This window comes from Kitasatospora sp. NPDC097691 (genome assembly GCF_040302665.1).
Lineage (GTDB): Bacteria > Actinomycetota > Actinomycetes > Streptomycetales > Streptomycetaceae > Kitasatospora.
Genome location: NZ_JBEORY010000078.1, coordinates 1 through 14,851, shown reverse-complemented (window position 1 = coordinate 14,851; position 14,851 = coordinate 1). Strand labels below are relative to the sequence as shown.

Sequence of the window (14,851 nt, the reverse complement as noted above, 5' to 3'; positions counted from 1 at the left end):
GGCCAATCTGGTGCACCGCGCCGTATTTCCGGAGCAATCCCCAGGAAAGACCGGCCTGCTCCGCCGTTGACTGCCACGCTGTTCTGAGCGCGGTCGGTGTTCGGGGCGTCACGTCCCGTACCGCCGCCGCTGGTCGCGAAGGTGCCGGCAGCCCCCGTCCCACGGTGTTCCGGACACCACACGCGATTCGCCCACCCTCACTGAGCTTGGACTACGCACGACCACCCGGGCGCCGCGCGGGTGGACCGCGAGAGGAGAATCCATGTCGCTCGACGTCTCACCGGCCCTGCTGGAAAAGGCCGAGCGGGGCGAGGTCGACGAGCGGGAATTCGTCGACTGCGTCCGCGTCTCGCTGCCGTACGCCTGGGACCTGATCAGCTCGCTGGTCGCCCAGGCGAAGGTCGACGGCACCGACTTCGCCGACAACCAGGTACCGCCGCCCAGCGAGCAGGCCCGTGGCCAGCTGCTGCGCGCCCTGGCCAGCGATGCCATCCGGGGCGCCCTGCAGCGCCACTTCGGCGTTCGGCTGGCCTTCCAGAACTGTCACCGGGTGGCGGTGTTCCTGCCGTCGGAGGTCAACGACGCGCGGTTCACGCGCTTCACCTCCGTCCGGGAGCAGCTGCTCAACCAGTCCGACGAACTGCGGGACTGCTGAGCCCCCGGCATCCGACCACCGCGGTGCCACCGCGGCGCCGGCCGCCCCCGTCCCCCGGTGCGGGGGGAGGGGCGGCGGCCCGGGCCGGCGGCGCGGGGCCCGCCCCGGCGCACCCCTCAGCCCAGCTGCGGCAGCACCTCGGAGCCCAGCCGGGCGATGTTGTGCAGGGTCGCCTCGTGGTCGCCGCTGCCCTCGGCGAGCAGCGCGAACCGGCGGATGCCGGTCCGCTCGGCGGTGGCCAGCAGCCGGTCGGCGCACTGCCGCGGGGTGCCCACCGCGTGCAGGTCGCAGAGGAGTTCGGTGTACTGGTGCGCGTCGCGCATCTTGCGCTCGCGGCCGTCCACGGTGCGGTGGGCGCCGAGCCCGTACTCGAACCAGCCGGGCATCGCGTTCAGCAGGGTGGAGCGGGCCGCCGCGGCGCGGTCGTCGACCTGCGCCACCCCGGCGGCCACGTGCCGGCGGCCGACCCGGCGCAGCTGCTCCTCGCTGCGCCCCGCGGCCAGCCAGGCGGAGCGGTAGAGCTCCAGCATCCGCAGCTTGTCGTCGTCCCCGGAGTGCATGCCGAGCAGCATCGGCAGTCCGCGCTCGGCGGCCAGCTTCACCCCGCCCGGCGAGGTGCAGGCGACCACCACGGGCGGGCCGGCCACCGGCCGCCCGGTGGTGGTGAGTTCCTCGCCGAGGCCCTCGTCGTCCTGGCGCTGGCGCGGGAAGCGCACCGGGCCCGCCTGCTCGCCGAGGCCGAGCCAGCTGCTCAGACCGGGCCGCCGCAGCGGTTCGGCGGCCCGCGGCACCACCGCCACCTCGGGGAAGCTGAACTGCGGGCCGTCCGCGCCCACCCGGGAGCCGCGCAGCCAGCGCAGCAGCAGGTCCAGCCGCTCGGGGAAGCCGTTCTCGAAGGCGCCCACGCCGTCGCCGAACACGTCCAGGTCGATCCACGGCCCGCCGCGGCCGACCCCGAGCGTGAACCGCCCGCCGGAGGTGAGGTGCAGCAGCGCGGCCTGTTCGCCGAGGGCCACCGGGTGGCGGGTGGACAGCACGCTGACCGCCGTACCGACGCCGATCCGGCGGGTACGGCCGAGCAGCAGCGCGGCCAGCGTCGCGGCGTCGGGGCAGACCCCGTACGGGACGAAGTGGTGTTCGGCCAGCCAGACGCTGTCCAGGCCGGCCCGTTCGGCCTCGACGGCGGACCGGACGGTGCGCTCCAGCGCCTCGCCGTGGCTCTGCCCGGGGAACTGCGCGGACAGCAGGAACAGGCCGACCCGCACCGGCGCGGTGTCCGCCGGCAGGGCCCCCGCGCGCTGCGCCACGGGCAGCGGCTCGCCCGCGACGGCCGTCACCGGGGGGACGGTGGTCAGCGTCGGGCCGGGGGCGGGCGGCCGGACCCCGACGGGTCGGCGGGTCTCGGCACGAGCGCCGGTCTTGGTCATCCTTGGGCCTCCTCGGGTGCGCGCAGGGTCTGCGGGCCCCGCCTCTACCCCTTGTGGGTATCCGATGTCATGTGCCAATGGCACGCTGAACCCCGAATTTCCCTGATGATCGGGTGGATCTCGGCAAAAAGACCGGAGCGTCGGGCGGACCCGTGATAGTGGCCGTTCGGGGGGCCCGCCGGCCGTAGGCTGGAACGGCCCAGAGCCCCCGGAAGAGAGGCAGTCCGCCGTGTCGCCGCGCCGCAACCGGATCAAGAGCGCCGCCCCCCACGAGAGCACCCAGCCGGCCGCCCCGCTGGGCGGTTCGCTGCGCCGCACCGAGAGCTACCAGGGCGACGACTGGGTGGTCCAGACGGTCGCCGGGACGTCGGGGCGGGCCTACCGCTGCCCGGGCTGCGACCAGGAGATCCCGTCGGGCATGGGCCACGTGGTGGCCTGGCCGATGCACGGCGCGGGGGTGGACGACCGGCGGCACTGGCACCGCGCGTGCTGGGGAGCGCGGGAGCGCCGGGCCTCCAACGTCCTGCGAGGCCGCGGCGCTCCGCGGTACTGAGGGCCCCCGACGGGGCCGGGCCTGCCGAACCGCCGAACCGCCTCACGCGTCGCGGTTCTTGAGCACCAGCATGCCGCCGACCAGGGCCGCGGCGGTCCAGGCGAGGCAGATGAGGAAACCGGCCCACGGCCCGTACGGCTGGCCCTGCTGCTCGTACACCAGCAGCATCCGCGAGCCCGCGTAGTCGGGGAAGTAGTGGGCCAGGGTCTTGACCTTCGGCACCGCCGAGAGGATCGGCGAGAGCAGGAAGAAGAACGGCACCAGCACGCCGAGCGCGAGCGTCTGGTTGTGCAGCATCGTGGTGACGCCCGCCGAGAACAGGCAGAGCATCGTCAGGTACAGCGCGGCGCCGAACACCGCGCGCAGCACGTGCGGTTCGCCGAGCGTGGTGGAGTGCGAGCCGAGCAGCGCCTGGCCGACGAAGAAGGTGACGAAGGCCGTCACCAGCGAGACCGCCAGGGCGAGCGCGCCGAGCACCGAGGCCTTGCCGCCGAGCAGGGTGGCGCGCTGCGGAACGGCGGCCAGGGTGACCCGGATCATGCCGCTGCTGTACTCGTTGCCGATCGCCAGCACGCCGAAGACGATGATGGCCAGCTCGCCGAGCATGATGCCGGCGAAGGCCGTCCCGGTGGCGTCGAACGGGGTCTCCTCGTTGCGGCGGAACTCGGTGAAGTTGTTGTTGGTGAGCAGGGACAGCAGCGCGCCGATGCCGACGGTGACGACGAAGGTCAGCGCGAGCGTCCAGACCGTCGAGCGGACGCTGCGGATCTTCGTCCACTCGGAGCGCAGGACTGCCGGGAAGGACGCCATCTCAGTTCTCCTCCTGCTGTGCCGCGGCGGCCTGCCGGGCGCCGTCCGCCTTCCAGCCGGCGCCCCAGGCGCCGGGTGCGCCGGCCGCGTCCCGGCCCGGTCCGTCGCCCGCGTGGTACTCCACCGAGTCGGCCGTCATCTGCATGAACGCCTCCTCCAACGAGGCCTGCTGCGGGCTGAGTTCGTGCAGCACCACGCCGTTCGCCGCAGCCAGTTCGCCGAGCCGGGCAAGGTCGCCGTCGACCACCTCGTAGGAGCCGTCCGGGCCCGCCTCGTGCCGCAGGCCGGCGTCGGCCAGCACGTCGAGCAGCCGCTCGGGTTCGGGGCTGCGCAGCCGTACGGTGGAGCGGGAGTTGCGCCGGATGAACTCCGGCATCGGCAGGTCGGCGAGCAGCCGGCCCCTGCCGATGACCACCAGGTGGTCGGCGGTGACGGCCATCTCGCTCATCAGGTGGGAGGAGACGAAGACCGTCCGGCCCTCGCCGGCGAGGCGCTTCATCAGGTTGCGGATCCAGAGGATGCCCTCCGGGTCCAGGCCGTTGACCGGCTCGTCGAACATGACGATCTCCGGGTCGCCGAGCAGCGCGGAGGCGATGCCCAGGCGCTGGCCCATGCCGAGCGAGAAGCCGCGGGCCCGCTTGCGGGCGACCGGGGTGAGGCCGACCAGGGCGAGCGCCTCGTCCACCCGGCGCTCCGGGATGCGGTTGCTCTGGGCGAGCCAGAGCAGGTGGTCGCGGGCGGTGCGGCCCGGGTGGACGGCCTTGGCCTCCAGCAGCGCGCCGATGTACTTGAGCGGCTCGCTGAGCTGTCCGTAGCGCTTGCCGTCGATGGTGACCCGGCCGCCGGTCGGGCGGTCGAGGTCGAGGATCATGCGCATGGTGGTGGACTTGCCCGCGCCGTTCGGGCCGAGGAAGCCGGTCACCACGCCCCGGGGGACGGTGAAGCTGAGTCGGTCCACCGCGAGCGTCTTGCCGTAACGTTTTGTCAGGTCGTGCAACTCGATCATTCGCGCTCCCTTACTCGCTGTCAGGCTAGGACAAAGGGGATATCGCGGCCCGCTGAGTGGGTTCATCGGGCGTGCCGGAATACGGTGGGCGCATGACCGAGCTCCCCGCCGCAGTGTCCGTCCGCGAGAGCGGTACCGGAACACCCCTCGTGCTGCTGCACGCCTTTCCGTTGAACGCCTCGATGTGGTCGTCCCAGCTGGACGCGCTGCCCGGCCTGACCGGGGACGGGGCGCGGGTGCTCGCCCCCGACCAGAGGGGGTTCGGCGGCACCGAGCTGGGCGCCGACGAGCCCTCGCTGGACGCGGTCGCGGAGGACCTCGCACTGCTGCTGGACGCGGCCGGGATCGAGCGCGCGGTGGTCGCCGGGATCTCGATGGGCGGCTACGTGGCGCTGGCCTTCGCCCGCCGCCACCCCGAACGGCTGGCCGGCCTGCTGCTCGCCAACACCCGCGCCACCGCCGACACCGACGCGGTACGGGCCAACCGGGAGCGGATCGCCGCCGCCGTCACCGCGCGGGACAGCGTGCAGCTGCTGCTGGACGAGCAGGTCGCGGCCGGGCAGCTCGGGCCCGACTCGCAGCACCTCGTGGAGCGGGTGCAGTCGATGGTCGCCGCCGCCCCGCCGGCCACCGTCGCCTGGGCCCAGCGGGCGATGGCGGCCCGTCCGGACGCCCGGGACGTGCTCGCCGGGCTGCGGGTGCCGGTCGCGGTGGTGGCGGGCGCCCAGGACACCCTGGTGGCGCCGGAGGAGGCCGAACTGATGCTGCGGGCCCGCCCGGACGCCGAGCTGACCGTCATCCCCGGAGCGGGCCATCTGAGCGCCCTGGAGGCCCCCGAGGCCTTCGACGCCGCCGTCCGAGCCCTGCTGCGGAGGGTGGCCGCCGGATGAGCGAGGACGCGGCCGCCTGGGACTTCTCGGCGCTGGAGGTGAGCGGCCGGATGCCCGTGACCAACCGGAGCGAGGGGCTGGTCGAGCTGACCCTGGAACCGCTCGGCGAGGACTACTGGATGCGCCCCGGGGAGACCTTCATCGTCACCTCGTACGGCGACCACGGCTCCGGCCACCCCTTCGAGGTGCAGTACTGGCCGGACTCGGTGTCGGTCTGGTGCACCTCCTGGTTCGGCACCGTCTCCGACGACGAGGGCAACCAGCTCAGCAGCGGCCACCAGCGACCGGACGGGGCCTACCCCCGGTAGAACCGCCCGAGGTGATGACGGCACGACAGCGGACAGGCCCTCACCCGGGCGGGTGAGGGCCTGCGGCGGTCAGGTGCCGGTACCGTCTCAGCGCGACTGCTGGGCGGGCACGCCCATGGTGTCGTCGTTCGGCAGCGAGGCGGCGGCCACGGCCGCGCCGGTCAGCGTCGCCAGCATCTCGCGGACGTTGGTCAGCTGGGCGTTGATGCTGTCGCGGCGGTTGGTGAGCGCCGCCAGCTCACGCTCGGATTCGCTGCGGATGCGGTCGGCCTTGGCGTTGGCGTCCGCCACGATGTCCTCGGACTGGCGCTGGGCCGTCTCGACGGTCTGGCGGGCGCGGCGCTCGGCGTCCGTGCGCAGCTTCTCGGCCTCCAGGCGCAGCTGCTCGGCCCGGTGCTCGATCTCGGCCAGGCGCTTCTCGGCCTTGGCCTGACGGGCGGCCAGGTCGCGCTCGGACTGCTCGCGGCGCTTGGCCAGGTTGGTCTCGAACTCCAGCGCGGCCTGGGCGGCCTTGGTGCGGGTCTCCTCGAAGAGGGCGTCCGCCTCCTCGCGCTTGTTCTGGGCGTCCTTGTTGGCCTCGGCGCGCAGCTGGGCGGCGTCGCTCTTGGCCTTGTCGACGATCCGCAGACCCTCGTCCTCCGCCTTGGCCTTGCGGTCCTTGGCGTAGTTCTCGGCCTCGGTGCGGACCTGCTGGGCGGCGGCCTCGGCGAGCTCGCGGTGCTGCTCGGCGGCGCGGTGCGCCTCGTCGCGCAGGTCCTTGGCCTCCTCCTCGGCGAGCCGCAGGATCTTCTCGACCCGGGCACCGAGACCAGCGTACGAGGGCTCCTGCTCGACGACCGCCGCCTGGGCGGTCTGGGTCTCCAGGTGGAGCTCCTCGATGCGCTTCTCCAGCGCGCTGATCCGGGTCAGGGCACTGTCACGGTCGGCCACCAGCTTGGTGATCCGCTCGTCGACCTGGGCGCGCTCGTACCCACGGCGTACCAGGTCGAAGCCGTGAGGGGAGTGACTGTCGCTCATGGGGTTCTGGGCTTCCTGTCGTCAAACCGCTGAGGTGGTTGAGGGAATCCTGACACGGTACCGGAGTGTCGACGGCGAAAAGCCGTTCTCTCGCGGACAATGTCCGCTCAATCGGGTGGTGCGTTCTTGGAGCGATTGCCACCCGACCGGGGGGAGCCAACTCCGGCACCGGCCTTGGCGCCCCCGTCCTTCTTGTTGCTTCCCCCGTTGGTCTGCGCGACCGGCGCCGGCGCCTCGAAGGCCTCCAGCGCGGACAGCACGTCCTGCACCCTGGAGATCTCCGTGTTGATGTCCTTGCGGCGGCGCACCAGCTCGTCCAGCTCGCGCCGGCCCTCGTCGGTGACCCGCTTCGCCTCGGCCTTGGCCTCGGCGAGCAGCCGCTCGGCCTCCGCCTTCGCCAGCTCGACCTGCTCCTCCGCGGCCTCGTCGGCGTCCCGCAGGCGCTTCTCCGCCTCGGTCGCCGCCCGCTCCAGCCGCTCCTCGGCCTCGGCCTCGGCCGACTGCAGCTTCGCCTCCGACTTCTCGATGAGCGCCTCGGCGCGGTCGGTGGAGTTGGCGAGCTTGGTCTCCGCCTCCTTGAGCAGGCCCTCGGCCTTGCGGACCGCCGAGAGGCGGACCTTGCTGGCCTCGGCGGAGGCCTCCGAGGTGAGCTCGTTCGAGCGGTCCTCGGCGGCGGCGACCAGCGCCGCGGCGCGGTCCTCGGCCTCGGCGACGGTGGCCACCGCCTGCTCCTCGGCCTCGGTCAGCTGCTCCTGGGCGGCCGTCACCAGCGCGTCCACCCGCTCGCCGGCCGACTTCATGGCCGCCGCGTTCTCCTTGCGGGCGCGCTCGTGCAGCGCCTCCACCTCGGCGTCGGTGCGCTCGCGCAGCTCCTCGGCGCGCTCGCGGATCCCGGTGGCGTCCCGGCGGGCCTCGGCGAGCAGCGCGTCGGCGTCCGAGCGGCCCTTCTCGACCTCGGCCTGGCCGGCCGCCTCGCCGGCGGCGACCAGCCGGTCGGCCTCCTTGCGGGCGGCGGCGACCATCGCGTCCGCCTGCTCCTCGGCGGCGGCGGTGGTGGCCAGCGCGGTGGTCTGGGCGTCCTCACCGAGCGCCTCGGCGTCGGCGAAGGCCTTCTCCAGGACGGACTTGGCCCGCTCGCGGGTGGACTTGTCGAACTTCTCGGCGGCCTCCCGGGTCTCCGCGTCGAACGCGTCGGCCCGGGCATGGGTGGCGCTGTCGTAGTCGTCGGCCAGCGTGCGGGTGGCGAGGGCGTATTCCTCGGCCTCGGCGTGCAGCCCGGCGGCCAGCTCCTCGGCGTCGGCGACCGTACGGGCACCGTGGGCCTCGGCCTCGGCGACGGTACGGGCGGCCTGCGCCTCGGCGTCGGCGCGCAGCTGCGCGGCGGTCTCCTGGGCGGCGCGCAGTTCGGCCTCGGCGTCCGTGCGCAGCCGCTCGTCGTAGGCCTGGGCCTCGGCGCGCTGCCGGTCGAGCTCGGCCTCGGCGGCCTCGCGGTCGGCGACCAGCTCCAGCTCGGTCTGCTCACGCAGGGCGGTGGTCTCGGCCTCGGTACGGGCGCGCAGGTCGGCGGTCTCGCGGTCGGCGAGCTCGCGGACCTCGGCGGCGTACGCATCGGCCGCCGCGCGCTGCTCGGCGGTCTCCCGGTCGGCGAGCTCGCGCTGCTCGGTCGTCTCGCGCTCGGCGAGGTCCCGGACCTCGGCGGCGGCCTGCTCGCCGGCCTCGCGGACCTCGGCGGCCTGCTGCTCGGCGGCGGCCTTGAGCGCGGCGATCTGCTCGGCGGCGGCCTCGTGCATGCCGGCCACCGACTGGCGGACCTCGGCGGCCTCCTCCTCGGAGACGGCGACCAGTTCGGCGCCCTCGGCCTTCGCGGCGGCGATCAGCTCCGCACGGTCGGCCTCGGCCTGCTCCAGCTCGGCCGCGGCCTCGCCCCGGATGTTGTCGGCGGTGGCACGGGCCTCGGACAGCTCACGGCCGGCCTCGGCCCGGACGGTCTCGGCCTGCTCGTTGGCCAGCGCCAGCTCGGCGGCCGCCTTCTCGCGGACGGCCTTGGCGTCCCTGGCGGCCTCCGCCCGGCGCTGCTCGGCGGTGGCCTCGGCGCGCTCCAGCACTCCGTCGGCGGCCTCGCGCTGCTCGGCGGCGTACGCGTCGGCGCTCTCACGCTGCTCGGCGGCGTAGGTGTCCGCGGTCTCGCGCTGTTCGGTGGCGTACGCGTCGGCGGCGGTGCGGACCTGGGCGGTTTCGGTGGCGGTGCGTTCGGTGAGGTCGGTGGCGTGCTGTTCGGCCTCGGTGCGGACGCGGTCGGCGTAGGCCTCGGCGGTCTCGCGCTGCTGGGTGGTCTCGCGCTGGGCGAGGGCCCGCAGCTCGCCGGCGGCCTGCTCGGCCTCCGCCCGCACGCCGGCGGCGTAGGTGTCCGCGGTTTCGCGCTGTTCGGTGGCGTAGGTGTCGGCGGCGGTGCGGACCTGGGCGGTTTCGGTGGCGGTGCGTTCGGTGAGGTCGGTGGCGTGCTGTTCGGCTTCGGTGCGGACGCGGTCGGCGTAGGCCTCGGCGGTCTCGCGCTGCTGGGTGGTCTCGCGCTGGGCGAGGGCCCGCAGCTCGCCGGCGGCCTGCTCGGCCTCCGCCCGTACCTCGGCGGCGTGGGCGTCGGCGGTCTCGCGGAGCTCGGCGGCGGCCTGCTCGGCCTGCGTGCGGGCGGCCTTGGCGGCGGCCAGCTGGTCGGCGGTCTCCTCGCGCTCGCGGCGCAGCCCGGTGGCGGCGTCCTCGCGCTCGCGGCGGCTCTCCTCGCGCAGCGCGTCGGCGGCGGCCTCGGCCTCGCCCCGGGTGCGGGCGGCCTCGGTGTCGGCCTCGGTGCGCACCCGTTCGGCGTCGGCCACCGCGGCGTCCCGCACCGCGTTCGCCCCGGCCTGCGCCTCGGTGGTCACGGCCTCCGCGGCGGCGTTCGCCTCGGCCCGGACCCGCCGGTCGAACTCGGTTGCCTCGCGGCGGAGTTCGGCGGTCTCACGCTCGGCGGCGGTGCGGTTCTCGGCAGCCGCGGCCTTGGCGGCGGAGAGCGCGTCCTGGCCCTGCTGCTCGGCGGCGGCGGTGATCTTCGCGGCCTCGGTGCGGGCCCGGGTCAGGGTCTGCTCGGCCCGGCCCTGGGTCTCGGCGGCCTGCTCCTGGGCCTGCTCGCGCAGCCGCTCGATCTCGCCCGCGGCCCCCGCGCGCAGGTCGTCCGCGTCGGCCTTGGCCTTGGTGAGCAGCTCCTCGGCGTTCTTCGCCGACTCCTCGATCTGCAGTACCGCCTGGCGGCGGGCCTCGCCGCGGACGCGCTCGGCTTCGGCGGCGGCCTGGGAGCGCAGCTCCTCGGCCTCGGCGCGCAGCCGGGCCGCCTCGTCCTGCATCTGCTCGATCCGCCGGCGGATCGCGGCGGCGTCGTCCAGGGCGGCGTTCTGGGCCTGCTCCACGGCGGCCTGGGCCTGCTCGCGCAGGCGCTGCGCCTCCGCGGCGGCCTCGGTGCGGATCCGTTCGGCCTCGGTGGCGGCCTCGCTCCGGGCGGTCTCGGCGTCCTGGTTGGCGCGGCCGAGCACCTCCTCGGCGGTCTTGGCGGCCTTGGCGAGGTGGACGGTGGCGTCCTTGGCGCCGGCCGCCCGGCCCTCCTCCTCGGCCTCGCTACGCAGTCGCTGCGCCTCGGCGTGGGCGTGCGCCCGCAGCTCGGCCACGTCCCGCTCGGCCCGGGCGCGCAGCTCGGCGATCGCGGCCTCGGCCTCGGCGCGCAGCTCGGTGGCGACCGACTCGGCGGTGGCCCGCAGCCGCTCGCTCTCCTCGGCGGCGGCGGCCTTGGCGGCGTCGGCCTCGGCCTGCTTGGTGGACGCCGCGGACCGTACGGTCTCGGCTTCGGCGCGGATCGCGTCGGCTTCCTTGGTGGCCTGGGCCACCATCCGGGCGACCTCGGCCCGGGCGGTCTGCGAACGCTGTTCGTTGGCGGCCTCGCCGTCGGCGACCTTGCGCTCGGCGGCGGCCTCGGCGTCGGCCTGGAGCTGTTCGGCGGCCTGTTCGGCCTGGGCCCGCAGGGCGGCGGCCTCGTGTCGGGTGCGCTCCGCCTCGGCGATGGCCTCGGCGCGCAGCCGCTCTATCTCGGCCTTGGCGGCGGAGAGCTGCTGTTCGGCGCGGGCCTGCTCGGTGGCGGCCTGCACCTTGAGCTGGTCGATCTCGGCCTTGGCGGCGGCGAGCTGGTGCTCGGCGGCGGCGTGGGCGGCGGCCAGCTGCTGCTGGGCCTCGCCGCGGGCGGCGTCCACGTCCGCGGCGGCCTGGGCACCGGCCTGCTGGGCGTGCTCGGAGGCGGCGCGCAGCAGGCGCTCGGCGTCGCTCTGGGCCCGCTGGAGGGCGGCCTCGGCGGCGGCGTGGGCCTCACCGCGGGCGGCGTCGACGTCGGCGGCGGTCTGGGCGCGGGCCTGGTCGGCGAGGGCGACGGCCTCCGCGCGGGCGGCGGTGACCATCCGCTCGGCCTCGACGCGGGCTTCCTGGAGGAGGCGCTGGGCCTCCTGCTCGGAGCCGGCCCGGGTCTGCTCGGCCCAGCCGTTGACGTGCTGCTCGGCGGACCGGCGCAGCTCGGCGAGCTCGTCCTCAAGCTGGCGGCGGCGGGCGGTGAGCTCGGCCTCCAGACGGGCGGTGCGCTCGGCGGCCTCGGCCATGATCCGCTGGGTGGCGGCCTGGGAGTCGCGCAGCTGGCGCTCGGCGTCGGCACGCAGCTGCTGGGCCTGCATCTCGGCGGTGCGGAGCATCTGCTCGGCCTGGCCGGAGACGGCGTCGAAGGCGCGCGGCTGGGCGAGCATGCGACGGGACTCGTGCAGTTTCGCCCGGAGCACCTCCACCTGGTAGGCGAGGTCCTCGGCATGCTCGACTGCCTTGTCGCGCTCCTTCCGAGTCCGACCCATCTCGGCCTCGAACTGGGAGAGGTGATCGTCAGCCTCGTAGCGGTCGTTGCCCCGCACTCCGCGGTCCCATCCATCTCCTGGTCGCGTCCTCGACCCGGCCGGTTCCGGGCACCCGTTTCCCGGGTGTCGGTCCGACTGGTCCTTGCATCCGCAGCAGGTGGACGACCCCTCGCCAATCCGGGGCCGCCCGCCGCGGTCGTCGGAGTCCGGGGCGCAGGAGCGCGGGGGTACCGCGTTCCCCCGTCCGGGTGGACTCCTGGGCGAACTCTTGCCTTGTGGAGAATGGTGACAGATCCGTCTTGCGACTGTTCAGCCGTGCCCGCGTAATGGACTCCCCTTGCGACGGGCCGACCGCGGCAGGGCGGACGGGCCGTCTTCGGCCGTGCCCGTCCCCTCCGTCCCCCGGAGTCTTCGCGCACCTGGGCATTGTAGTGGGAGCGGACGGCGGGGGAATGGCCGCAGGGGGGTTTTCCGGCTGTTCCGACCAGGTTACTGACGGGTCATGACCGATGGACCGTCGGGTGCCGCCGGAGCGAGCGGCACCCTGGGGGCGGTCCGGTGGACGATTCAGTGCTCGTCGTGGGCGTTCTGCGCGGACGTGACCAGCTCCGTCAGCACGCCGCCGCAGTCCTTCGGGTGCAGGAAGGTGATCCGGGAGCCCATCGAGCCGATCCGCGGCTCGTCGTAGAGGACCCGGACGCCCTTGCCGCGGATGGCCTCGGCGTCGCCGTCCACGTCGGCGGTGCCGAAGGCGATGTGGTGCACGCCCTCGCCGTTCTTCTCCAGCCACTTGGCGACCGTGGAGTCGGGCCGGGTGGGCTCCAGCAGCTGGAGGTAGGAGGCACCGCCGTCGTCGGTCCCGTTGATCCGCAGCATGGCCTCGCGGACACCCTGCTCCTCGTTGACCTCGGAGTGGAAGACCTCGAAGCCGTAGGTGGCGCGGTAGAACTCGACCGTCTTGTCGAGGTCTCGGCAGGCGATGCCGATGTGGTCGATTCGGGTCAGCACGGCGGCCTCCGGATGGTTGGGGACAAGGGTGGCACCAAGTGCAGCGCATGGCCCGCGACCGACGCCAGTGCCGGACGTGCGAGCCTGCTCACACGCGGCGGGGTTCACCCGGACCGCGTCGGCACGGTGTTGACTGGAGGGTGCCAGTGCGCTCGATCACACCGTCGCTCCGGTGACGGGCGGGTAACAGGTCAGTACATTGAGCGCATCCTCACCTGGCCACGACGTGCGAAGGGGCCCGTCCCATGACCAACACCACCTCTGTGATCGTTGCCGGTGCACGGACCCCGATGGGTCGCCTGCTCGGCTCCCTCAAGGGCTTCTCCGGGGCCGACCTCGGCGGCGTCGCCATCAAGGCCGCGCTGGAGCGGTCCGGCATCACGGGGGACCAGGTCCAGTACGTGATCATGGGCCAGGTGCTCCAGGCCGGCGCCGGCCAGATCCCGGCCCGCCAGGCCGCCGTCAAGGCCGGCATCCCGATGAACGTCCCGGCGCTGACCATCAACAAGGTCTGCCTCTCCGGCCTGGACGCCATCGCGCTGGCCGACCAGCTGATCCGCGCCGGCGAGTTCGACGTCATCGTGGCCGGCGGCCAGGAGTCGATGACCAACGCCCCGCACCTGCTGCCGAAGTCCCGCGAGGGCTTCAAGTACGGCGCGATCGAGATGCTGGACGCCATGGCGTACGACGGCCTCACCGACGCCTACGAGAACATCCCGATGGGCGAGTCCACCGAGAAGCACAACACCCGCCTGGGCATCCCGCGCGACGTGCAGGACGAGATCGCCGCCGCCTCGCACCAGCGGGCCGCCAAGGCGCAGGCCGACGGCGTCTTCGACGCCGAGATCGCCCCGGTCGCCATCCCGCAGCGCAAGGGCGAGCCGGTGCTGTTCAGCCAGGACGAGGGCATCCGCGCGGACACCACCGTCGAGGGCCTGGCCAAGCTGCGCCCGGCCTTCACCAAGGACGGCACGATCACCGCCGGCACCTCCTCGCAGATCTCCGACGGCGCCGCCGCGGTGGTCGTGATGAGCAAGGCCAAGGCCGAGGAGCTGGGCCTGACCTGGATCGCCGAGATCGGCGCGCACGGCAACGTGGCAGGCCCGGACAACTCGCTGCAGTCGCAGCCGTCCAACGCGATCAAGCACGCGCTCTCCAAGGAGGGCCTGGAGGTCGCCGACCTCGACCTGATCGAGATCAACGAGGCGTTCGCGGCCGTCGCCTACCAGTCGACGAAGGACCTGGGCGTCTCCTCGGACATCGTCAACGTCAACGGCGGCGCGATCGCGCTCGGCCACCCGATCGGCATGTCCGGCGCCCGCGTGGTGCTGACCCTGGCGCTGGAGCTGCAGCGCCGCGGCGGCGGGGTGGGCGCGGCCGCGCTGTGCGGCGGCGGTGGCCAGGGTGACGCGCTCATCGTGCGCGTCCCGAAGGCCTGATCAGCTGATCTGATCTTCGGGGCTGCGGACCGCCACAAGCGGTCCGCAGCCCCTTCGGCATACGACGACATCCGCGCAAGGAGACCCTGATGATCGATGTCGCCACGCTGGTCGAGCAGGCCCGGGAGGGCCGGCCGCGGGCCGTCGCCCGACTGATCACGCTGGTCGAGAACGCCGCCCCGCAGCTGCGGGAGGCGATGGCCGCGCTCGCGCCGTACACCGGCCAGGCCTACACCATCGGCCTCACCGGCTCGCCGGGGGTCGGCAAGTCCACCTCCACCTCGGCCCTGGTCTCCGCCTACCGGCGGCTCGGCAAGCGGGTCGGGGTCCTGGCCGTCGACCCGTCCTCGCCGTTCTCCGGCGGCGCGCTGCTGGGCGACCGGGTCCGGATGCAGGACCACGCCACCGATCCCGAGGTGTTCATCCGCTCGATGGCCACCCGCGGCCACCTCGGCGGGCTCTCCTGGACGGCGCCCCAGGCACTGCGGGTGCTGGACGCGGCCGGCTGCGAGGTGATCCTGGTCGAGACCGTGGGCGTCGGCCAGTCCGAGGTCGAGATCGCCGCCCAGGCCGACACCACCGTGGTGCTGCTGGCCCCCGGGATGGGCGACGGCATCCAGGCCGCCAAGGCCGGGATCCTGGAGATCGGCGACGTCTTCGTGGTCAACAAGGCCGACCGGGACGGCGCCGACGCCACCGCGCGGGAGCTCAACCACATGCTGGGCCTCGGCGAGGCCCGCGAGGCGGGGGACTGGCGCCCGCCGATCGTGAAGACCGTCGCGGCCCGCGGCGAGGGCGTGGACGAGGTCGTCGAGGCGCTGGAGAAGCACC

12 protein-coding genes are annotated in these 14,851 nt (G+C 74.2%); 6 read left to right on the top strand and 6 right to left on the bottom strand.

Annotated features, from left to right (window positions below):
- Positions 1-262 precede the first annotated feature (262 nt).
- Positions 263-655 (top strand): SCO5389 family protein, encoded by a 393-nt coding sequence (locus ABTY56_RS35020; protein ID WP_350633443.1) that lies wholly within the window; start codon positions 263-265, stop codon positions 653-655.
- Positions 656-771: 116 nt separating this feature from the next.
- Here the strand turns inward: ABTY56_RS35020 and ABTY56_RS35015 are convergent, their stop codons facing one another.
- Positions 772-1,920 carry an LLM class flavin-dependent oxidoreductase gene (locus ABTY56_RS35015; RefSeq protein ID WP_350633485.1) on the bottom strand — a complete coding sequence of 383 codons (1,149 nt, stop codon included), beginning with the start codon at positions 1,918-1,920 and terminating at the stop codon, positions 772-774.
- Between the two features lie 391 nt (positions 1,921-2,311).
- On the opposite strand from ABTY56_RS35015, the gene ABTY56_RS35010 reads away from it, so the two are divergent.
- Entirely contained in the window at positions 2,312-2,635 is a 324-nt protein-coding gene (locus ABTY56_RS35010) for an Rv1322 family protein (protein ID WP_350633441.1), read from the top strand.
- Between the two features lie 42 nt (positions 2,636-2,677).
- Here the strand turns inward: ABTY56_RS35010 and ABTY56_RS35005 are convergent, their stop codons facing one another.
- Both ABTY56_RS35005 and ABTY56_RS35000 read right to left on the bottom strand, forming a co-directional pair.
- Positions 2,678-3,445 carry an ABC transporter permease gene (locus ABTY56_RS35005; protein WP_350633439.1) on the bottom strand — a complete coding sequence of 256 codons (768 nt, stop codon included), beginning with the start codon at positions 3,443-3,445 and terminating at the stop codon, positions 2,678-2,680.
- A gap of 1 nt (position 3,446) precedes the next feature.
- Positions 3,447-4,451, bottom strand: coding sequence for an ABC transporter ATP-binding protein (locus tag ABTY56_RS35000; RefSeq protein WP_350633437.1), 1,005 nt, complete (start codon positions 4,449-4,451; stop codon positions 3,447-3,449).
- 92 nt (positions 4,452-4,543) lie between these two features.
- Here ABTY56_RS35000 and ABTY56_RS34995 point away from each other — a divergent pair, with 92 nt between their 5' ends.
- Together ABTY56_RS34995 and ABTY56_RS34990 are read left to right on the top strand one after the other, a co-directional pair.
- Entirely contained in the window at positions 4,544-5,341 is a 798-nt protein-coding gene (locus tag ABTY56_RS34995) for an alpha/beta fold hydrolase (RefSeq protein WP_350633435.1), read from the top strand.
- On the top strand, positions 5,338-5,649 hold the full coding sequence (locus ABTY56_RS34990; RefSeq protein ID WP_350633433.1) for a hypothetical protein: 312 nt from the start codon (positions 5,338-5,340) through the stop codon (positions 5,647-5,649). Before ABTY56_RS34995 ends, ABTY56_RS34990 begins: the two co-directional genes overlap by 4 nt.
- A gap of 87 nt (positions 5,650-5,736) precedes the next feature.
- On the opposite strand, the gene ABTY56_RS34985 is transcribed toward ABTY56_RS34990, so the two are convergent.
- The 3 genes from ABTY56_RS34985 to mce form a co-directional block, all read right to left on the bottom strand.
- Positions 5,737-6,666 (bottom strand): coiled-coil domain-containing protein, encoded by a 930-nt coding sequence (locus ABTY56_RS34985; RefSeq protein WP_030057505.1) that lies wholly within the window; start codon positions 6,664-6,666, stop codon positions 5,737-5,739.
- A 107-nt stretch (positions 6,667-6,773) separates the two neighbouring features.
- Entirely contained in the window at positions 6,774-11,630 is a 4,857-nt protein-coding gene (locus ABTY56_RS34980; RefSeq protein WP_350633432.1) for a polarized growth protein Scy-related protein, read from the bottom strand.
- Between the two features lie 510 nt (positions 11,631-12,140).
- Positions 12,141-12,581 carry a methylmalonyl-CoA epimerase gene (mce, locus tag ABTY56_RS34975; protein WP_350633430.1) on the bottom strand — a complete coding sequence of 147 codons (441 nt, stop codon included), beginning with the start codon at positions 12,579-12,581 and terminating at the stop codon, positions 12,141-12,143.
- A gap of 245 nt (positions 12,582-12,826) precedes the next feature.
- On the opposite strand from mce, the gene ABTY56_RS34970 reads away from it, so the two are divergent.
- Together ABTY56_RS34970 and meaB are read left to right on the top strand one after the other, a co-directional pair.
- Positions 12,827-14,020 carry an acetyl-CoA C-acetyltransferase gene (locus ABTY56_RS34970; protein WP_350633428.1) on the top strand — a complete coding sequence of 398 codons (1,194 nt, stop codon included), beginning with the start codon at positions 12,827-12,829 and terminating at the stop codon, positions 14,018-14,020.
- Positions 14,021-14,109: 89 nt separating this feature from the next.
- A partial coding sequence (gene meaB, locus ABTY56_RS34965; protein WP_350633426.1) for a methylmalonyl Co-A mutase-associated GTPase MeaB occupies positions 14,110-14,851 on the top strand: 742 nt, incomplete at its 3' end.

What these genes read in the sequence shown, in the direction of transcription:
- ABTY56_RS35020 (WP_350633443.1), top strand. Translation starts at nt 263, where the DNA reads ATGTCGCTCGACGTCTCACCGGCCCTGCTGGAAAAGGCCGAGCGGGGC.
- ABTY56_RS35005 (WP_350633439.1), bottom strand. Translation starts at nt 3,445, where the DNA reads ATGGCGTCCTTCCCGGCAGTCCTGCGCTCCGAGTGGACGAAGATCCGC.
- ABTY56_RS35000 (WP_350633437.1), bottom strand. Translation starts at nt 4,451, where the DNA reads ATGATCGAGTTGCACGACCTGACAAAACGTTACGGCAAGACGCTCGCG.
- ABTY56_RS34995 (WP_350633435.1), top strand. Translation starts at nt 4,544, where the DNA reads ATGACCGAGCTCCCCGCCGCAGTGTCCGTCCGCGAGAGCGGTACCGGA.
- ABTY56_RS34990 (WP_350633433.1), top strand. Translation starts at nt 5,338, where the DNA reads ATGAGCGAGGACGCGGCCGCCTGGGACTTCTCGGCGCTGGAGGTGAGC.
- ABTY56_RS34985 (WP_030057505.1), bottom strand. Translation starts at nt 6,666, where the DNA reads ATGAGCGACAGTCACTCCCCTCACGGCTTCGACCTGGTACGCCGTGGG.
- ABTY56_RS34970 (WP_350633428.1), top strand. Translation starts at nt 12,827, where the DNA reads ATGACCAACACCACCTCTGTGATCGTTGCCGGTGCACGGACCCCGATG.